The 19,600-nt window shown below is 74.9% G+C and carries 18 protein-coding genes; 3 read left to right on the forward strand and 15 right to left on the reverse strand.

The genetic code is table 11. From position 1 onward, the window contains the following. The first annotated feature begins 47 nt into the window (after positions 1-47). Entirely contained in the window at positions 48-1,127 is a 1,080-nt protein-coding gene (hemE, locus tag IF37_RS0114300) for a uroporphyrinogen decarboxylase (RefSeq protein WP_052845185.1), read from the forward strand. A 13-nt stretch (positions 1,128-1,140) separates the two neighbouring features. On the opposite strand, the gene IF37_RS0114305 is transcribed toward hemE, so the two are convergent. The 3 genes from IF37_RS0114305 to IF37_RS0114315 all read right to left on the reverse strand — a co-directional run bounded on the left by IF37_RS0114305 (position 1,141) and on the right by IF37_RS0114315 (position 4,462). Then, complete coding sequence (locus IF37_RS0114305; protein ID WP_030741718.1) at positions 1,141-1,962, reverse strand: rhomboid family intramembrane serine protease; 822 nt, start codon at positions 1,960-1,962, stop codon at positions 1,141-1,143. 82 nt (positions 1,963-2,044) lie between these two features. Beyond that, positions 2,045-3,439 (reverse strand): FAD-dependent oxidoreductase, encoded by a 1,395-nt coding sequence (locus IF37_RS0114310; RefSeq protein ID WP_030741720.1) that lies wholly within the window; start codon positions 3,437-3,439, stop codon positions 2,045-2,047. Positions 3,440-3,448: 9 nt separating this feature from the next. Then, the gene (locus IF37_RS0114315; protein ID WP_037856501.1) at positions 3,449-4,462 is read right to left on the reverse strand and encodes a DUF4349 domain-containing protein; all 1,014 of its coding nucleotides are present in this window, start codon (positions 4,460-4,462) and stop codon (positions 3,449-3,451) included. 160 nt (positions 4,463-4,622) lie between these two features. On the opposite strand from IF37_RS0114315, the gene hemG reads away from it, so the two are divergent. Further along, positions 4,623-6,077 carry a protoporphyrinogen oxidase gene (gene hemG, locus IF37_RS0114320; protein WP_030741725.1) on the forward strand — a complete coding sequence of 485 codons (1,455 nt, stop codon included), beginning with the start codon at positions 4,623-4,625 and terminating at the stop codon, positions 6,075-6,077. Positions 6,078-6,082: 5 nt separating this feature from the next. Further along, positions 6,083-6,814, forward strand: coding sequence for a hydrogen peroxide-dependent heme synthase (gene hemQ / locus IF37_RS0114325; RefSeq protein ID WP_030741728.1), 732 nt, complete (start codon positions 6,083-6,085; stop codon positions 6,812-6,814). Positions 6,815-6,836: 22 nt separating this feature from the next. On the opposite strand, the gene IF37_RS0114330 is transcribed toward hemQ, so the two are convergent. The 12 genes from IF37_RS0114330 to IF37_RS0114385 form a co-directional block, all read right to left on the reverse strand. Then, a complete protein-coding gene (locus IF37_RS0114330; protein ID WP_030741731.1) occupies positions 6,837-8,492 on the reverse strand; it encodes an alpha/beta hydrolase in 1,656 nt (551 codons plus the stop codon). 148 nt (positions 8,493-8,640) lie between these two features. Beyond that, the gene (locus IF37_RS0114335; RefSeq protein ID WP_030741734.1) at positions 8,641-9,420 is read right to left on the reverse strand and encodes a TIGR04222 domain-containing membrane protein; all 780 of its coding nucleotides are present in this window, start codon (positions 9,418-9,420) and stop codon (positions 8,641-8,643) included. A gap of 107 nt (positions 9,421-9,527) precedes the next feature. Then, entirely contained in the window at positions 9,528-10,247 is a 720-nt protein-coding gene (locus IF37_RS0114340) for a DUF4142 domain-containing protein (RefSeq protein ID WP_030741738.1), read from the reverse strand. 290 nt (positions 10,248-10,537) lie between these two features. Next, entirely contained in the window at positions 10,538-11,872 is a 1,335-nt protein-coding gene (locus IF37_RS0114345) for a DUF692 domain-containing protein (RefSeq protein ID WP_030741740.1), read from the reverse strand. A 126-nt stretch (positions 11,873-11,998) separates the two neighbouring features. Then, the gene (locus tag IF37_RS0114350; protein ID WP_030741743.1) at positions 11,999-12,715 is read right to left on the reverse strand and encodes a peptidyl-tRNA hydrolase; all 717 of its coding nucleotides are present in this window, start codon (positions 12,713-12,715) and stop codon (positions 11,999-12,001) included. 90 nt (positions 12,716-12,805) lie between these two features. Then, positions 12,806-12,988 (reverse strand): hypothetical protein, encoded by a 183-nt coding sequence (locus IF37_RS0114355; RefSeq protein ID WP_030741746.1) that lies wholly within the window; start codon positions 12,986-12,988, stop codon positions 12,806-12,808. An 18-nt stretch (positions 12,989-13,006) separates the two neighbouring features. Beyond that, positions 13,007-13,897, reverse strand: coding sequence for a polysaccharide deacetylase family protein (locus tag IF37_RS0114360; protein WP_173456813.1), 891 nt, complete (start codon positions 13,895-13,897; stop codon positions 13,007-13,009). A 90-nt stretch (positions 13,898-13,987) separates the two neighbouring features. Next, on the reverse strand, positions 13,988-15,511 hold the full coding sequence (locus IF37_RS0114365) for an FAD-dependent oxidoreductase (protein WP_030741752.1): 1,524 nt from the start codon (positions 15,509-15,511) through the stop codon (positions 13,988-13,990). Positions 15,512-15,583: 72 nt separating this feature from the next. Further along, positions 15,584-16,453, reverse strand: coding sequence for a phosphate--nucleotide phosphotransferase (locus tag IF37_RS0114370; RefSeq protein ID WP_030741754.1), 870 nt, complete (start codon positions 16,451-16,453; stop codon positions 15,584-15,586). Positions 16,454-16,506: 53 nt separating this feature from the next. After that, positions 16,507-17,373 (reverse strand): slipin family protein, encoded by an 867-nt coding sequence (locus IF37_RS0114375; RefSeq protein WP_030741757.1) that lies wholly within the window; start codon positions 17,371-17,373, stop codon positions 16,507-16,509. Between the two features lie 104 nt (positions 17,374-17,477). Further along, positions 17,478-18,956 carry a SulP family inorganic anion transporter gene (locus tag IF37_RS0114380; RefSeq protein WP_030741759.1) on the reverse strand — a complete coding sequence of 493 codons (1,479 nt, stop codon included), beginning with the start codon at positions 18,954-18,956 and terminating at the stop codon, positions 17,478-17,480. 8 nt (positions 18,957-18,964) lie between these two features. Next, entirely contained in the window at positions 18,965-19,543 is a 579-nt protein-coding gene (locus IF37_RS0114385) for a carbonic anhydrase (RefSeq protein ID WP_030741762.1), read from the reverse strand. Positions 19,544-19,600 lie beyond the last annotated feature (57 nt).

Raw genomic sequence — 19,600 nt, forward strand, 5'->3', positions numbered from 1 at the left:
AACCGGGGCCCCGCGCAGGGCAAGACACCCCGCGCCGCCGGTCACCGATGTCGTGCGAGACTTGCCCCGTGACCGCGAACGACAGCACGCAGCAGCCCGCGACGTACGACAGCGCCTTCCTCAAGGCGTGCAGGCGCGAACCCGTGCCGCACACCCCCGTGTGGTTCATGCGCCAGGCCGGCCGCTCGCTGCCCGAGTACCGCAAGGTGCGCGAGGGCATCCCGATGCTGGAGTCCTGCACGCGGCCCGAGCTGATCACCGAGATCACCCTCCAGCCGGTGCGCCGGCACGACGTGGACGCGGCGATCTTCTTCAGCGACATCGTGGTCCCGCTCAAGGCCATCGGCCTCGACCTGGACATCAAGCCCGGCGTCGGCCCGGTCGTCGAGCAGCCCGTGCGCACCCGCGCCGACCTGGCCCGGCTGCGCGACCTCACCCCCGAGGACGTGCCGTACGTCACCGAGGCCATCGGCCTGCTCACCCGCGAGCTGGGCGGCACCCCGCTGATCGGCTTCGCGGGCGCGCCCTTCACCCTGGCGAGCTACCTGGTCGAGGGCGGCCCCTCGCGCACGTACGAGAACGCCAAGGCGATGATGTACGGCGACCCCGAGCTCTGGGCCGACCTGCTGGACCGCCTCGCCGACATCACCGCCGCCTTCCTGAAGGTGCAGATCGAGGCCGGCGCGAGCGCCGTGCAGCTCTTCGACTCCTGGGCCGGCGCCCTGGCCCCGGCGGACTACCGGACGTCGGTCATGCCCGCCTCGGCGAAGGTCTTCGACGCGGTCGCCGGGTACGGCGTCCCGCGCATCCACTTCGGCGTCGGCACCGGCGAGCTGCTGGGCCTGATGGGCGAGGCCGGCGCGGACGTCGTCGGCGTCGACTGGCGCGTCCCGCTCGACGAGGCCGCCCGCCGCGTCGGCCCCGGCAAGGCGCTCCAGGGCAACCTGGACCCGACCGTGCTCTTCACCGACAAGGACACCGTGGCGGCCAAGGCCCGCGAGGTGCTCGACGCCGCCGCCGGTCTGGAGGGCCACGTCTTCAACCTCGGCCACGGCGTCATGCCCAGCACCGACCCCGACGCGCTGACCCGGCTCGTGGAGTACGTGCACACCGCCACCGCGCGCTGACGCACCGGCCGGCTCACCAGGAGTAGTGGGGCCGCGCGCGCCTGCCGAACAGCAGGCCGGGCGGCTCCGGCGGGTCGGGCGTGCCCGGCTTGAGCGGCCAGGCGAGCAGCATGCCCGCCACGAAGCCCACCACGTGCGCCGTGTACGCCACCGTGCCGGTGCCGGACACCCCGTGCCCGGACGAGTACACCGCCTGGAGCCCGAACCAGAAGCCCAGCACCAGCCAGGCGGGCAGGCGCAGCGGTAGGAAGACCAGGAACGGCACCAGCACCCACACCCTGGCCTTCGGATACAGCACCAGATAGGCGCCGAGGACCCCGGCGATCGCGCCGGACGCGCCGATCAGCGGGTCGGCGGAGTCGGCGTTGAACAGCGCGAAGCCGTAGCCGGCCGCGTAGCCGCAGACGACGTAGAAGAGCAGGTAGCGGATGTGGCCCATCCGGTCCTCGACGTTGTTGCCGAAGATCAGCAGGAAGAGCATGTTGCCCAGCAGGTGCAGCCAGCCGCCGTGCAGGAACATCGCGGTGAACACCGACAGCGGCGGCGACTTGTCGTAGGACGGCGGCCGCACGACGCAGCCCGGGCCGTGCGGGCCGATGCCGATCTCCCCGGTCGGCACCAGCCGGGGCAGCGAGCCGTGGATCAGCTCCCGCGGCACCGCCGCGTAGTGGTCCATGAACGCCTGGAGGTGGCACAGCCGTGCCAGGTCGCCGCCGGCCACGGAACCGGCTGTGCCGGGCATGGTGAGGAACACCAGCACGTTGGCGGCGATGAGCGCGTACGTCACCCAGGGCGTACCGCGCACCGGGTTCACGTCATGGACGGGGATGACCACACAGGAGTACTGCCCCCGATCGGGCGGGTGAACCGGTGCGCGCGGCCGGCCGGGTGCGGGCGCCCGTCGGCGCGGGAGGCCCTCAGACGTCCCGGACCTTCGCCGTCGCCTTCCTCGCCGCCACCAGCACCGGGTCCCACACCGGGGAGAACGGCGGGGCGTAGCCCAGGTCCAGGGCCGTCATCTGCTCCACCGTCATCTGCGCGGTCAGTGCCACCGCCGCGACGTCGACCCGTTTCGCCGCGCCCTCCCGGCCGACGATCTGGACGCCCAGCAGCCGGCCCGTGCGGGTCTCGGCGAGCATCTTGACCGTCATGGGGGCGGCACCGGGGTAGTAGCCGGCCCGGCTGGTCGACTCGACGGTGACCGTCTCGAAGCGGAGCCCGACCCGGCGGGCGTCCTTCTCCCGCAGGCCGGTGCGACCGATCTCCAGGTCGCAGACCTTGCTCACCGCCGTGCCGACGACCCCGGGGAAGGTGGCGTAGCCGCCGCCCGCGTTGGTGCCGATGACCTGGCCGTGCTTGTTGGCGTGGGTGCCCAGCGGGATGTACTGCTCCTGCCCGGAGACCAGGTTCAGCACCTCCACGCAGTCGCCGCCCGCCCAGATGTCCTCGTGCCCGCGCACCCGCATCGCGAGATCGGTGAGCAGGCCGCCCCGGGCGCCGAGCGGCAGGCCGGCCGCCCGGGCGAGCCCGGTCTCCGGGCGGACGCCGATCCCGAGGACCACCAGGTCCGCGGGGTACTCGGCGTCCGCCGTGGCCACCGCCCGGACCCGGCCGTCCCCGCCGGTGAGGACCTCGGTGACCTCGGCGTCGTTCACCATCGTGATGCCCAGGCCCTCCATGGCCCGGTGCACCAGCCGGCCCATGTCCGGGTCGAGCGTCGACATGGGCTCCTTGCCCCGGTTGACGACCGTCACCTCGAAGCCCCGGTTGATCAGCGCCTCGGCCATCTCGACGCCGATGTAGCCGGCGCCCACCACCACGGCCCTGCGGCCACGCGTGCGGGCCAGCGTGTCCAGCAGCGCCTGCCCGTCGTCGAGGGTCTGCACCCCGTGCACCCCGCGGGCGTCCACGCCGGGCAGATCCGGGCGGACCGGCCGGGCGCCGGTGGCGATGACGAGCTTGTCGTACGGCGTCCACGACTCGGCGCCGGAGTCGACGTCGCGCGCGCGTACCCGCCGCCCGGCCGGGTCGATCTCCGTGACCTCCGTGCGCATCCGCAGGTCGATGTCCCGCCCGCGGTGCTCCTCGGCCGTACGGGCGATCAGCCGGTCCCGGTCCGGGACCTCCCCGCCCACCCAGTACGGGATGCCGCACGCGGAGAAAGAGGTGAAGTGGCCGCGCTCGAAGACCACGATCTCCAGCTCCCCGGGCCCCCTCAGCCGCCGGGCCTGCGACGCCGCGGACATGCCCGCGGCGTCGCCGCCGATCACGACCAGCCGTTCCCTGCCGCCCCGCCCATCGCTGATGCTCATGGGGACACGCTAAGGGGCGTCGGGGCCCCGGCCCCGCCCGGGCCCCCGCGCGGCGTCCGGTTCCGGACGGGCCGCGGGCAGCGGGCCCGGCGCCGCCGTCGCGGGCGCCGCACGGCGCGGCAGCCGCGGGCGGAGGACGCGCCGCCACACCACCGTCACCAGCGCGGCGAGGGCCGCGAACGGCAGGACGGCACCGAGTGCCAGGACGATCCAGCACAGCAGGGCGACGAACACGTGCCAGCCACCCGCCAGCGCGTCCGTGAAGCCGGGGCCGTCGTCCGCCGCCCGTACCGGGGTCCCGGACAGCGTCAGCGTGATGGTGGCCAGACCGGTGCGGTCCCTCAGGGACGCCTGCCGGGCCAGCAGCGCCTCCAGCTCGGCCTGCCGGTCGCTCAGCCCGCCCTCCAGCGCGACGACGTCGCTCAGCCGCTCCGCCTTGTCCATCAGCGCCCGGATCCGGTCGACGCCGGCCCGCTGCGACCTGATCCGGCTGTCCACGTCCACGACCTGGTCGGTGACGTCGGACGCCTTGGCCGTGCGGCGGACCAGCCGGCCGGTGCCCGCCAGCCCGGCGAGGACCTCGTCGTACTTCCCGGTGGGCACGCGCAGCACGACCTCGGTGCGCTCCCGGCCGCCGGAGTCCCGGCTCGTCGTCTCCTCGCCGACGTAACCGCCCGCCTCCTCGGCGCGCGTGCGGGCCTTCGCCAGCGCCCCGGGCACGTCGTCGACCTCGACGGTGAGGGCCGCGGTGCGGATGACCGCGTCCGGCACGAGCCGGGGCGTCCCGCCCGGGGCCGTCCCCTTCTCCGCCGCGCCGCCCGGGGCGCCGGCCCGCGCGGCGGCGGCGTCCGGGCGGGACTTCGCGGAGTAGCCCTTGTCGTCGGCGCCGCCGCACCCGGCGAGCGCGAGGCAGGCGGCGAGCAGAACGGCGGCCACGGCCCGCGGAGGGCGCGCGGAGCGCTGGGCGCGGACGGAGCCCGGTGCCGGGCGTGGTCTGCGGACGGAGCGTGGTGTGCGGCGCATGGGCGGGTACCCCCCGGGGTCTGTGCTCGATGACGCTCCTTCGACGGCGGCGCGGACGGGAACGTTCGGCGCCACCGGTCCCGGAGCGGTCACGGGCCGGTCTCGCCCCGGACACCGGGGCCCGGCGGGACCGTGGTCGCGGTCTGAGAGAGTGGGGTGCATGAGCACAACGGGTAGGGGCCTCGGGCACGTCGTCGTCATCGGGGCCGGCATCGCGGGGCTGGCCGCCGCGCACCGGCTGCTGGGGCGCGGCGCGCGCGTGACCGTACTGGAGGCCGGGGACCGGGTCGGCGGCAAGCTGCTGCCCGGCGAGATCGCCGGCGTGCGCGTCGACCTGGGCGCCGAGTCCATGCTGGCCCGCCGCCCCGAGGCGGTGGAGCTCGCCCGCGAGGCGGGCCTCGCCGAGCAGCTCCAGCCGCCGGCCACCGCCACCGCCTCGATCTGGACCCGGGGCGCCCTGCGCCCCATGCCCAAGGGCCATGTCATGGGCGTGCCGGGCACCGCCGCCGCGCTCGGCGGCGTCCTCACCGCCGAGGGCCTCGCCCGCATCGAGCGCGACGCCGACCTGCCCCGCACCGAGATCGGCGACGACGTCGCGGTGGGGGAGTACGTGGCGGCCCGGCTCGGCCGCGAGGTCGTCGACCGGCTGGTCGAACCCCTGCTCGGCGGGGTCTACGCGGGCGACGCCTACCGCATCTCGATGCGCTCGGCCGTCCCGCAGCTCTTCCAGGCCGCCCGCGCCCACACCTCCCTCACCGAGGGCGTCCGGGAGATCCAGGCCGGGGCCGCCGCCCAACGGCAGACCGGGCCGGTCTTCATGGGCATCGCCGGCGGCGTCGGACGGCTGCCGCTAGCGGTCGCCGAGTCGGTCCGCGCCCGCGGCGGCGAGATCCTGACCGGGACGCCCGCGCGCGCCCTGCGCCGGGACGCGGCCGGCGGCTGGCTGATCACCGCCGGCGAACGCCTGCTGCACGCCGACGCGGTGATCGTCGCCGTACCCGCCCCGGCCGCCGCCGCGCTGCTGCGCGACGAGTCCCCGGGCGCCGCCGCCGAGCTGGCCGCCGTCGAGTACGCCTCCATGGCGCTGATCACCCTCGCCTACCGGCGCGCCGACACGGAGCTGCCCGAGGGCAGCGGCTTCCTGGTCCCGCCCGTGGACGGCCGCACCATCAAGGCGTCGACCTTCGCCTCCCGGAAGTGGGGCTGGATCGCCGAGGAGGACCCGGACGTCGTCGTGCTGCGCACCTCGGTGGGCCGCCACGGCGAGACGGAGGTGCTCGGCTGGGACGACGCCGACCTGGTCGAGGTCTCCCGGCACGACCTGCGGGAGGCCACCGGCCTCACCGCCCGGCCCCTGCGCACCCGGGTCACCCGCTGGACCGACGGCCTGCCCCAGTACCCGGTCGGACACCACGCGCGCGTGGCCCGCGTCCGCGCGCACGTCGCCCGGCTCCCCGGGCTCGCGGTGTGCGGCGCGCAGTACGACGGCGTCGGCATCCCGGCCTGCGTCGCGAGCGCGTACGCGGCCGTCGACCAGCTCGCCGGCGACCTCGGCGGGGTCGAGGAGCTGACGGCCAACCCGGTGCAGAGCCTGCACGGCGGAGCGGGAGAATAGGGGCCATGAGTGACGACGCCCCCATCATTGAGACCGGCAGGATCCCGAACAAGGGCAAGCTGGCCAAGGACCTCAACGAGGTCATCCGCTACACCCTGTGGTCGGTGTTCAGGCTGAAGGACGTGCTCCCGGAGGACCGCACCGGTTACGCCGACGAGGTCCAGGAGCTGTTCGACCAGCTCGCCGCCAAGGACGTGACGGTCCGCGGCACCTACGACGTCTCCGGCCTGCGCGCCGACGCCGACCTCATGATCTGGTGGCACGCCGAGACCAGCGACCAGCTCCAGGACGCGTACAACCTCTTCCGCCGCACCAGGCTGGGCCGCGCGCTCACTCCCGTGTGGTCGAACATGGCGCTGCACCGCCCCGCCGAGTTCAACCGCTCGCACATCCCGGCCTTCCTCGCCGACGAGACGCCCCGCGACTACGTCAGCGTCTACCCGTTCGTGCGCTCCTACGACTGGTACCTGCTGCCCGACGAGGACCGCCGCCGCATGCTCGCCGACCACGGCAAGATGGCCCGCGGCTACCCGGACGTCCGCGCCAACACGGTCGCCTCGTTCTCGCTCGGCGACTACGAGTGGCTGCTGGCCTTCGAGGCCGACGAGCTGTACCGCATCGTCGACCTCATGCGCCACCTGCGCGCCTCCGAGGCCCGTATGCACGTCCGCGAGGAGGTCCCCTTCTTCACGGGCCGCCGCAAGGACATCGGGGACCTGGTGGCGGGCCTGGCCTGACGGGGCACCCCGGCGGGCCCGCCTACCCCCGGCCGGCCTTCCCCATGAGGGCGTCCCGCCGACCCCGGTCGCCGGCCGAGGCGACCGGGCCGGCGGAGGCGACCGGTTCGGGGCGCGGCGCGCAGGACGCGTGCCGCGCCGGCACCCGGCCTTCAAGCAGGTACGCGCTCAGGTGCCCGTCGACGCAGGCGTTGCCGCCGCCGGCGACGCCGTGCGTACCCGCGTCCCGCTCCGTCACCAGCACCGAGCCGGCCAGCCGCCGGTTCATCTCCAGCGCGCCCTCGTACGGCGCCGCGGCGTCCCGCTCGGCCGCCAGGATCAGCACCGGCGGCAGTTCACCCGGCCCGGTCCGCACGTCCAGCGGCCGCTGCCGGGGCGCCGGCCAGTAGGCGCACGGCAGGTTCATCCAGGCGTTGTCCCAGGTCTCGAAGGGCGCCACCCGCGCGAGCCGCGTGTTGTCGCGGTCCCACACCTTCCAGTCCGTCGGCCACGGCGCGTCGTTGCACTCGACGGCCGTGTACACCGCGCCGGCGTTCTCCGCCGCGACGGCCGTCCCCGGGTCCGGCACGGCCAGCCGGACCAGCGGCTTCGGATCGCCGCGCAGGTAGGCCGACAGGGCCGCGGCCCGGCTCGGCCACAGGGCGTCGTCGTATCCGGCCGCCAGGAACACGTTCTGGAGCTGGCCGGGACCGACCTTGCCGTCCGCGGCCCGGGCGGCCAGCCGCTCGCGCGCGATGTCGTAGCCGCGCCGCACCCGCGCGGGCGTCGTACCGAGCCGGTACACGGCGTCGTGCCGGGCGATCCACTCCCGGAAGTCCGCCCAGCGCTCCTCGAACGCCGCCGACTGGACCAGGTTGCCGCGGTACCAGATCTGGCCCGGGTCGGGGTTCACCGCCGAGTCCAGCACCATCCGCCGCAGGTGCGAGGGGAACATCGTCGCGTACAGCGCGCCGAAGTAGGTGCCGTACGACCCGCCCAGGAAGGTCAGCCGGCTCTCGCCCAGCGCCGCCCGCAGGACGTCCAGGTCCCGGGCGTTGTTGAGCGAGTTGTAGTACCGCAGCCGGGCCCCGGAGCGCTGGGCGCAGCCGCGCGCGTACGCCTTCGCCCGCGCGACGCGCTGCCGCTTGTACGCCTCGGACGGGTGCTCCGGCGCGTCGGTGGGCCCCTTGAAGAAGTGCGCGGGGTCCTCGCAGGACAGCGGCGCCGAGCGGCCCACCCCGCGCGGGGCGTAGCCGACGAGGTCGTAGGCGGCGGCGATCCGCTGCCAGTCCGGGACCGCGCCGATCAGCGGGAAGTACATGCCGGAGGCGCCCGGGCCGCCCGGGTTGTAGACCAGGGCACCCTGCCGGGGGACCTTCCGCTTGCTGTTGCGCGGGTCCCGCCCGGTGGCCGGGGCCCGGCTGACGGTCAGGGTGATCCGCTCGCCGCCGGGGTGCGCGTAGTCCAGCGGGACCGACACCGTGCCGCACCGCACACCGGCCGGCGCGCTCGGCACGTCGGCCGCGGCGCACGGCCCGAAGTCGATGCCGTCCGCCCGGGCCCGGGCCGCGGCCACCGCGGTGCCGCGCAGTTCGGCCGCGCGGGCGTCCGGGGCGCCGGGCGCGCCATCCGCCGGGGCCGCGGCCAGGGTGGTCAGCAGCAAGGACGCGGCGGCCGGACGGAGGACGGCAGCTCTCATCGCGTATCCCTTCGGCGCGCGGCGGCGGTGGCGGGGCTGCCACGGCATGGCGGGCACACCAGGGATGTTTCGTTCGGCCGCCGGGGAAGGCAAGCACCTCCCGGCGGGTGTCGGCGGCAGTGCCCCCGATGCGCCCCCGGAGCCGCCCTCACTCCCGCCAGGGCTGGTCGCGGTGGGTGAAGGCCGCGCGCAGTCGCGGCTCGCCGATGGCGCGGACGCCGCGGACGGCGACGGAGGTGAGGAACGACCGCTCGTCCCCGGCCGGCCTCCCGGTCAGCGCGCTCAGCAGCCGCTGCCCGGCCGGGGAGGCCCAGCGCGAGTACGGATGCGCCTCGAACCGGGCGATGGCCAGGCAGCTCAGCGTCAGTGTCAGGGGCAGGGCGAACCACAGGCCCACCAGCAGCCGCGGTGTCCCGGTCGGCACGGGCAGCAGCAGGGCCGTCACGCCCAGCGCCACCACGACCGGCACCGCGGCCCGCACCTGCCGGACGGCGGAACCCACCGTGGTCCCCGTGCCCTCGGGCACCGCGAGCCCGGCGCGCACCAGACCGTCGGACAGCCGGCGCACGGCCTGCGCGCCGGCCGCCCGCGCCCGCACCGGCGCGATCCGCGACTGCCCCTCGGGCCCGATGGCCCCTATGACGGACCGCTCCATCTCGTCGCGGCCGTGCGGGTCCACGACCGTCGCCCAGCCGGTGTGCGCGAGCAGCAGCCGCCGCTCGCGGGCCATCGAGACGAGCGTCACGTCGGCGACCCGCGCGGGGCCCCCGGAGAGGAAGGCCGCCTCGTACAGCGTCAGATCACGCGCGTCGTCGGCCGGAACGCCGGAGGCGTCCTCGGCTGCCGAGCGAACCGCCGTCAGGCACAGCCGGGCACAGGCCGTACCGGCGAAAGCCCAGGCCAGGAGCAGGAGAAGGACCCAGAACATGACGCGTTTCTATGTCAGGGGCCGGGGCGGAGGCCATGCCCTTTCCGGGAATTGAACGCAGTGTGGCCGGTATGTGATCTTCCGTTTCACGGGCCGGTCAGGCGCGGTCAGGGCCCGCCCGTCGTCGGCGTGACCGGTACGGCGGCGCTCGGGTCGACCTCCGGCGGGGCCGGCGCGGCGGACGGGGTGGACGCCAGGTCCCTGGCCAGCGCGCCGAAGTCGACGTACCCCGTCGCCTCCAGGACCTTGATGTGGTCCAGGACGGTCGCGTTCGCGTCGTCGGCGAGATCACGGACCAGGGAGTTCTGGGTACCGGCCCGGACCTCGGCGACCAGGGAGAACACCCGGCCGTGCGCGAGCCGCAGGATTCCGGCGAACCGGCGGTCGAAGTCCTGCCCCTCGGCCGTCTCCAGGGTGGCGAGCCACTGCTTCTGCTGCTCGTTCGGCTCGTTGGGCAGGCCCACGCCGAGCCGGGTGGCGACGGTCCGCACATGGGCGTCCAGGGTGGTGTGGCCGTCGACGAGGTGCCGCCCGGCCGTGCGGACGGCCGGTGTCGTGCCCTTGCGCCGCGCCAGCTCACCGGCCGGCAGCTCCCACAGCCCGGCCAGCCGGACCTTGGTGACGAAGTCGCGGTCCCGCGCCGAGAGCGGTCCGTACGGCGTCGTCACCGTCCGCGTGCTCAGCGGGGTCGCGTCCGCCGGGTCCGACGAGCCGGAGTACGACCAGAGCGGCGCCAGCAGGGCGACGGCCGTCACCGCGAGCGCGGTGACGATGAGCCAAGTGCCACCGAGGATGCCCCGGCCGGGAACGGGGGGACGCGCTCGCATGCTGCCTCCTGCCCCGCACACCGGGGGCGCCTGGCGGCGGGTGCGGGGTTGGCATGGTAACCGGGGCGCGGGGGACGGCTTTCGGGTGCGGGTACGGGGGCGGCGACTTTCGGGTGCGGGGGCCCGGCGGGAGCTGCGGGTGCGGGTGCGCTTGCCGGTGCCGGGGCGGCCTTCGGTTCGGGGTGCCCGTACGGTCCGGCTCTGGTTCGGGGTGCCCGTACGGTCCGGCTCTGGTTCGGGGTGGCCGTTCGGGTCGGTCGGTTCGGGCGGTCGCCGTGGGCCGCGGTCGTTCAGGGGTGGCGGCGCAGGGCTCCCCGCAGCCGGGCCGTCCATCGCGGCCTCGGCTTCCGGGGGGCCGGTCCCGCCCGGTCCAGCCACCACTCCCGCAGCTCCCGCCGGGCCCCGGCGTCCGCCGGTCGCCCCAGCTTCAGCAGGTGCCCGGCGAAGTCCAGCGCGTCCCGCCGGTACCCCCCGCTCATCGGCCGCTGCCGGGCGTACGCCAGGAACGCCTCCCGGTACCCGGCCCCGAGGATCCCCGGCAGCTCGGGAGCCACCTTCGCCACCACGCCCGCCCGCTTCGCCGCCAGCGCCCGCGCCTGCACCCGCATCCGCGCCCGGTCGAACCCCTCCGGCACCGGCGTCCCCGCCACCAGGGACGACAGCACGGCGGCCTGGGCCACCCCGAGCCGGTCCCGCACCTCGGCCACCGGCCGCGCCAGCACACCGACGCCCCCGGCCCCGGTGCGCGCGGCGCCCCCCGACGCCGTACCCGCCGTCGCCGGGCCCCGCCCCGAGCGCGCCCGGCCGGCCGCCACGGCCTTCCGGATCGTGCCCAGCTCCCGCTCCAGCTCGGCCGGTGCGGGGAAGTTCTCGTCCCGCTCCAGCAGCACCCCCGGCGGCGCGACCCGGGCGGCGAGGGCGGTCAGGATGTCGAGCACCGGGCGCGGCACCGGGTGGGCGTGGCTGTCGTGCCAGACGCCGTCGCGTTCGAAGCCGCCCGCGACATGGACGTAGGCGATCGCCTCCAGCGGCAGCCCGGCCAGCGCCTCGGCCGGGTCCTCGCCCCGGTTGACGTGGTTGGTGTGCAGGTTGGCCACGTCGATCAGCAGCCGTACGCCGGTCCGCTCGACCAGCTCCGACAGGAACTGCCCCTCGGTCAGTTCCTCGCCCGGCCAGGAGAACAGCGCGGCGATGTTCTCCACGGCCAGCGGTACCGGCAGTGCCTCCTGGGCGATGCGGACGTTCTCGCACAGCACGTCCAGCGCGTCCCGGGTGCGCGGCACGGGCAGCAGGTGGCCGGCCTCCAGCCGCGGGGAGGCGGTGCGCGGGCCGCCCGCCCGGACGAAGGCGATGTGCTCGGTGACCAGCGGGGAGCCGAGGGCCTCCGCCCGCTCGGCGAGCGCGACGAGCCGCCCCTCGTCGGGGCGGTCGGCGCCGCCGAGGCCGAGGGAGACGCCGTGCGGGACCACCGTCACACCCCGCTCGCGCAGCCGCAGCAGCGACGGCGGGAGGTGACCGGGGCAGACGTTCTCCGCCACGACCTCCACCCAGTCGATGCCCGGCATCCGCTCCACGGCGTCCGCGATCTCCGGCCGCCAGCCGATCCCCGTCCCCAGTCGCCGCATGGCGCCTCCCCCTCCTCGGCCGGTGCTCGTGCGCCGGGTGACGGGGATATGGCCCCGCCGGACGAGGGCGAATCCCCGCCCGCCGCGTTCAGAGCAACATTTGAGGTTGGGCCCGCCCGGCCCCCGTCAGCGCAGCGCGGGGTGGTCGGCGACGACCGTGCAGGAACCGGGCGCGATCTCCGTGAAGCCGGCGTCGCGGACCAGCGGCAGACCGCTGCCGGTGAGCCGGGGCCAGTCGGCCGGGCCGGCCGTGCGGACGGCCAGCGGGAAACCCGCCTCCCGCCACGCCGTGCGCTCCGCGTCGGACAGGGCCCACCACGCCAGCTGGGCGCCGTGACCGGCCTGGGCCATCGCCTTGCCGGCCGACATCTCCAGCTCCGGGTTGAGCCAGAGCACCGGCTGGGCCCGGTCGGCGGCGGCGGGCGGCTCCGGGTCGTCCAGCTCGGTGCCCGACACCTGGAGCTTCGCCAGGTCCTTGGGCCAGCCGTCCAGCGGGACCGGCGGGAAGACGCGGACCTCGGCGGACTTGCCGGTCACCGTGATGCCGGGCAGCGCCTCGGCACGCCGCCACTCCGCGCCCCGGGCCCGCCGGACGACCTTGCGGATCCGCGCGTCCTCCCAGTTCCGCACCGCCTCGGCCCACTCCCCGTCGCCGTGCGCGCGCTCGTCGCCGAGCAGGAGCAGCACGGCCCGGGCGGCCGTCTCCAGCGCGTCGGTCCGGGCGGGCGGGGCGCTGCGTTCGAGGCGTACGACGAGCGGCAGCACGAACTGCGGCGCCTCGTCGCGCGTGTCGTGCTCGGACCGGAAGGGACTGTCGGCGGAATCCGCTGGAACTTGGCTCACGGGAGCCCAGCCTACGAAGCCGTGGCCGGGCCGATCAACGCGCGGTCCGCGCGGAGGGGATTTGCGGCGGCCCGGCTCACCGGCCGCCGGTCACCCCGAGCAGGCGGTGCGCTGGGCCTCCTGCCACTCGCACACCGGGCACAGCGTGACGCCCTTGTACGACTCCGGGTACTCGGTCGGCTCCCGGCACAGCACGCACTCGGCGTACGGCGGGCCGTCGGCCGTGGCCGGCTTCACCGCGTCGGTGATCGTGCAGTAGTCCTCGTCGCTCATGCCTCCAGCCTACGGCGGTCAGCGGCCGGTGCCGGTCTGGCCGATCAGCTCGGAGACCTTCACGAACCGGTAGCCCTTCCGGCGCAGTTCCGGCACCACCGTGCGCACGACCCGCTCGGTCGTCGGAGCGGCGCTGCGGGTGCAGTGCAGGACGACCACCGAGCCCGGCCGCACCCCGTCGAGCACTTGCCGGACCACCGCGTCGGCGTCCGTGGCGAACGCGTCACCGCTCACCACGTCCCACTGCACCGCGGTGACCCCGAGCCCGCTGAGCGACCGCAGCGCCCGCTGGTCGTAACAGCCGCCGGGGAAACGGAAGTACGGCATCGCGTGCGGCACGCCGGCCGCGCGCAGTGAGGCGTACGCCCGCTCGACGTCCGTCCGCATCCGGTCGGCGTCCACGGTGGGCAGGCCGTAGCAGTCGGCGGTGAAGGCGTAGTGGCTGAAGGAGTGGTTGGCCACCTCGAACTGCGGGTCGTGGCCCAGTTCGCGGGCCTCGGCCGGGTACTGGTCGGCCCACTTGCCGGTCATGAACACGGTGGCCGGCACCTTCAGTTCGCGCAGCGCGCGGATCAGGCCCGGGTTGTCGAAGTGCTCGCCGGAGGCCGCGCGGGGTCCCTGGTCGGCGGTCATGTCGGCGTCGAAGGTGAACGCGACGGTCTTCCCCCGGGTGCGCGGGCCGTGTTCGAAGACCGGGGTGAGACCGCCGGGGCCCGGCGCGAGCACGGGCGTATGGGTCGAGGAGGGGGAAACGGAGGGGGAGGAGCGGGAGGCGGGGGAGGCGGGGGTACGGGAGGCGGCCGGGCCGGGACGTTCACCGCCCGGGGTGCCGCAGGCGGTGAGCGCCGCGCCCAGGACACAGAGGGCGGCGCAGGCGTTGGTGACACGACGTGCTGATGAGATCACGATACGAACGTAAGTCGATAAATACGATTATCAGACTAGTTGTACCGTCACTTGGGGTATCCGGTCACCCTCCCGGTGGACGACCCCCGCCCCTCAGTCCAGCTCCCGGGGCTCCAGCGGCCTGACCGCCGGGCCCTGGAGCACGGTGCCGTCCACGGCGAAGCGCGAGCCGTGACAGGGGCACTCCCAGGCGCGTTCGGCGCGGTTGAACGCGACCAGACAGCCGAGGTGGGTGCAGCGGGCGGACACCGCGTGCAGGGCGCCCTCCTCGTCGCGGTGCACGGCGAGCCGCTCACCGCCGGACCGCACCAGCGCACCGTCACCGGGCGCCAGGTTCTCCACCGAGCCCGGCGGCTTCAGCCGGTCGCCGACGAAGTGCCGGGCCACCTCCGCCTGGGTCTTCAGCAGCGACCCGGCCTCGCGCACCACCGGCTTCAGCCGGCGCGGGTCGTACAGGTCCCGCCAGGGGCGGTCCCCGCCGGTGATCAGCGAGGTCAGCAGCAGCCCGGACATGATCCCGCCGCTCAGCCCCCAGCCGCCGAACCCGGTGGCGACATAGGTGTGCCGGGCGCCCGGGTGGAAGGGGCCGATCAGCGGGACGGTGTCGGTGGACTCGTTGTCCTGGGTGGCCCAGGCGTGATCCAGCGTCACCCCGGGGAAGTGCGCCTCGGCCCAGGCGGCGAGCCGGGCGAAGCCGGCCTCCGGATCGCCGGTGCCGGGCGTGAAGTGCTCGCCGGTCACGACGAGCAGCCGCCGCCCGTCCGGACCGCGGGGCGCGGCGCGCACCGAGCGGGTGTTCTCCTCGGGCGTGATGTACATGCCGTGCGGGTCCGGGCCGTCGCCCAGGGGTCCGGCGACCACCAGTTCCCGGCGCGGCGACAGCCGGGTGAACAGCAGCGCCCGGTCGAACACCGGGTAGTGGGTGGCGATCACCACGTCCCGGGCGGTCACCGTGGCGCCCGCCTCGGTCGTCAGCCGGCACGGCTCGCCCTCCGTCAGACCGGTGACCCGGGTGTGCTCGAACACCTGGCCGCCGTGCGCGAGCAGGTCGGCGGCGACCGCCCGCAGGTACCTCACCGGGTGGAACTGCGCCTGCCCCGTCACCCTGACCGCGCCCGCCACCGGGAACGGCAGCCCGGTCTCCGTGGTGAACGAGGCCGGCAGTCCCGCCTCCCGGGCGGCCTCCGCCTCGGCCCGTACCTCCGCCACCCGGTCGCGGTCCCGGACGTAGGTGTACGCGTCCCTCGTCTCCCACTCGCAGTCGACGCCCAGCTCGGCCACGAGCGCCGCCGCGTGCTCGATCGCCTCCGACTGGGAACGCGCGTACAGCCGGGCGGCGTCCGGGCCCCGGGTGCGCCGCAGTCGGTCGTAGACCAGGGTGTGCTGGGCGGTCAGCTTCGCGGTGGTGTGGCCGGTGACCCCGGCCGCCGCCCGCCCGGCCTCCAGCACCGCCACCCGCCGCCCGGCCCGGGCCAGCTCGTGGGCCGTGCTCAGTCCCGCGATGCCCGCGCCGACGACCGCCACGTCCACGTCGAGGTCCGCGTCCAGGACGGGGTGGTCCGGCCCGGGGGCGGTCCGCAGCCAGTACGACTCGGTGACCTTCCGCTGCTCACGCATGACCGCCGGGTACCCCGGCCGGAGCCGCTCACGTTTCCCGCCGGCCGTCCCGGCCTCCCCGGCCGGAGCCGCTCACGTCTGCTTCAGCAGCCGCTCCCGGCACTCCGCGACGTCGAAACCGGCCTCCGGGTAGCGCGGGTCCAGCTCCCGCAGGTGTTCCAGCAGCAGCCGGCTGATGGCCCAGTTCCGGTACCACTTGTGGTCCGCCGGGACCAGGTACCAGGGCGCGTACGGCGCCGCGCAGCGCTCCAGGGCCAGCTCGTACGCCTCCTGGTAGGCGGGCCACAGGGCCCGTTCGTCGATGTCGGACGGGGCGAACTTCCAGTGTTTGTCGGGCCGCTCCAGCCGGCGCAGCAGCCGGCGCTTCTGCTCCTCGTAGGAGATGTGCAGGAAGCACTTGACGAGGGTCACCCCCTCCTCGGCCAGCTCCCGCTCGAAGTCGTTGATCAGCCCGTAGCGGCTGCCCACCTCGGCGGGCGTGGCGAGGTGCCGGACCCGGGCGATCAGCACGTCCTCGTAGTGCGAGCGGTCGAAGATGCCGATCTCGCCGGGCGCGGGCAGCGCGCCGCGCACCCGCCACAGGAAGTCGTGTTGCCGCTCCTCCTCGGTGGGTGCCTTGAACGCCCTGATCCGGCAGCCCGACGGGTTGAGCTGGCCGATCACGTGCTTGACCGTGCCGCCCTTGCCGCTGGTGTCCATGCCCTGGAGCACGAGCAGCACCCGGCGGTGGTCGCCCGCGGTGCCCGCCGCCCAGAGCCGCTCCTGGAGCCTGGCCAGCCGTCGGCCGGTGTGCGCCGTGGCGGCCTGCGCCGCCTGCTTGCCGTCCCGGGCGCCGGGGGTGGTCCGGGCGTCGTGCCCGGCCAGGTCGACCCGCTCGCCCGGCGGGAGCCGCAACAGCTCCCGCAGTGTCTCGCTCCGCCTCCCGACCGGGTGTTTCGGCACAGGCGCTCCTTCCGTCCGCGGTGGTGCGGGATGCCGTACGGGTGCCCGGCCGGCTAACCGGGATGCGGACCGCCGTCGGTGTGCGGCTCGGGCCGCGGTTCGGGCCGTGGTTCGGGCCGTGGCTCGGACCACGCCTCCCGGTCCGGCTCCGCGGGCGGTGACTGCCCGCCCCGCTCCAGGAAGTGCAGCAGCTCCACGGGGATCGGCAGCACCAGGGTGGAGTTCTTCTCGGCCGCCACCGCCATCACCGTCTGGAGCAGCCGCAGCTGGAGCGCGGCCGGTGTGCCCGACATCTGCTGGGCGGCCTCGGCGAGCTTCCGGGAGGCCTGGAGTTCGGCGTCGGCGTTGATGATCCGGGCCCGGCGCTCGCGGTCCGCCTCGGCCTGGCGGGCCATCGACCGCTTCATCGTGTCCGGCAGGGACACGTCCTTGATCTCCACCCGGTCGACCTGGATGCCCCAGCCCACCGCGGGGCTGTCGATCATCAGCTCCAGGCCCTGGTTGAGCTTCTCCCGGTTGGAGAGCAGATCGTCCAGGTCGCTCTTGCCGATGATCGACCGCAGGGAGGTCTGCGCCATCTGCGACACCGCGAACTTGTAGTCCTCGACCTTCAGCAGGGCGCTCGCGGCGTCGACCACCCGGAAGTAGACCACCGCGTCCACCCGGACGGTGACGTTGTCGCGGGTGATGCCCTCCTGGGCCGGGATCGGCAGCGTCACGATCTGCATGTTGACCTTGTGCAGCCGGTCCACGAAGGGGATGACCAGATTCAGGCCCGGCGACCGTTCCTCCCCGGTCACCCGGCCGAGCCGGAACAGCACACCGCGTTCGTACTGCTTGACCACCCGAGCGGCCGCCGCCAGGTACACCACGGCTGCGGAGCCGGCCGCCGCCACCGCCGCGAGAAGCAAGTCGACCATGGTGACCTCCTCGTACAGAGGTCGGTTTTGTCTGCTGTTGCCACGATAGGCCCATGGGGCCGGGATGCCGAGAGATCCCGGCGTCCCGGCCCCACGGGGAGTGCTCAGGCGGCCTTGACCAGCCGCACCGGCTCTATGCCCGCCGCGCTGTGCCGCGCCGCCCAGTTCTCCAGGGCCGTACGGCAGGCGTGATCCAGGTGGTGCAGCCCGGACAGGTCCAGCCGGACCGGACGGTCCTGCGGCAGCGACTCCAGGCTGTCCAGGATCTTCGGCAGCCGCAGGAACGTCGCGTTGCCCGACAGCCGCGCCTCCACCGGGCCCGCACCCCCGTCCACGACCTCCAGCCTGATGTGCGAGGCCTCCCAGGCGGTCTTCACCACGGCCAGTGCCAGACCGATCAGCACGCCCTCGAACATGCTGACCGCCACGATGGAGACGGCCGTGACGGCGAGGACCAGCGCTTCCCCGCGGTGCTCCCGCCACAGCCCGGCCAGCGCCCGGACCGGGATCAGCTTGGCGCCCGCGTGGATCAGGATGCCCGCGAGGGCCGGGATCGGGATGTGGGCGAGCACGCCGGGCAGCAGCGCCGCGAACAGCAGCAGCCACACGCCGTGCAGCACCCGGGAGGCCTTGGTGCGGGCCCCGGCCTGCACGTTGGCCGCGCTGCGCACGATCACCGCGGTCATCGGCAGGGCGCCGAGCAGCCCGCACACCGTGTTGCCGGCGCCCTGGGCGATCAGCTCCCGGTTGTACTGGGTGCGCGGACCGGAGTGCAGCCGGTCCACGGCCGCCGCGCTGAACAGCGACTCGGCGGACGCGATCAGGGTGAAGGCGACGACCGTGCCCAGCAGCCCCGGACCGGCCAGTTCGGCGAAGGCGCTCAGCGGCGGCGGCTGGACGGAGTCCAGCAGGCCGCGCACCTCCACCATGGCCACGGGCAGGTCCAGCGCGAACGCGGCCAGCGTGGCGAGCCCGACCGCGGCCAGCGGACCGGGCACCGTACGCACCTTCGCCGGGGCGTGCCGCCACAGCAGCAGCACCGCGACCGTGCCCGCGGCCACCGCGAGCGAGGCCAGGGCGCCGCCGTCGCCGAAGGCGTCCCAGAACGCGCCGGGCAGCCCGGCGATCTTGCCCAGCCCGGAGTCGGGGGCCTTCGCGGCCAGCGCCGGGTAGAGCTGCCCCGCGATGATGACCAGACCGATTCCGGCCAGCATGCCCTCGACGACGGAGACGGAGATGGCCCGGAAGTAGCGACCGAGCCGCAGCAGGCCCATGGCCACCTGGAGCAGCCCGCTGGCGAGCACGATCACACCGAGTGCCGGCAGGCCGAACTCCTTGACCGCCTCGAAGACGAGCACGGTCATGCCGGCCGCCGGACCCGACACCTGGAGGCTGCTGCCGCGCATCAGCCCGGTGACGAGACCGCCCACGATGCCGGTGACCAGGCCGAGTTCGGCCGGCACCCCGGAGGCGACGGCCACGCCCACGCACAGCGGCAGCGCGACCAGGAAGACGACGAGCGAGGCCGCGAAGTCCTGCCTCAGGTGGGGGAATCGGGATATGAGGGAGCGGTTGTCGGTCATCGGCGCGCTCACAGGGCTTCGAAGGTGTCGGTCCGCGGGCGGTGCGTCCGTACGGTGCCGGTGTGCACCTCGTAGTACCAGGCGTGCAGGTCCAGCCGGCCCTCCGTCAGCTTCCGCTCCACGCAGGGGTAGGAGCGCAGCCGCAGCAGCTGGGTCAGGACGTGGCTCTGCACGCCCTCGGCGACCTCCGGGTCCTCGGCCGCGCCGTCCGGGCGCGGGGTGGCGTGCGCCAGCCAGTCGCGCACGGCCGGTACGGCGGTCAGGTCGTCCCCGCGCACCAGCGCGCCGACGGCGCCGCAGTGCGAGTGGCCGCAGACCACGATGTCCCGGACGCCGAGCACCTCCACGGCGTACTCGATGGTGGCGGCCTCGCTGGTGGGATGCTCGGAGGCGTACGGCGGGACGATGTTGCCCGCGGTGCGCAGCTCGAACAGCTCGCCGGGGCGGGCGCCCGTGATCAGGGCCGGGACGACCCGGGAATCGGAGCAGGTGATGAACAGCACCTGGGGGGACTGGCCTTCGGCGAGCTTGGCGAACTCCTCAGGGCGTTGTCCGAACGTACGGGCGTGGTCGATGAGGGGCTGCATGTCTGTGGTTCCTCCTGGCGCGCCTGCCTGGCGCGTCGGACTTGAACGGGTTGTGGG

The sequence above is a fragment of the Streptomyces sp. NRRL S-31 genome, assembly GCF_000718775.1.
Taxonomy (GTDB): domain Bacteria; phylum Actinomycetota; class Actinomycetes; order Streptomycetales; family Streptomycetaceae; genus Streptomyces.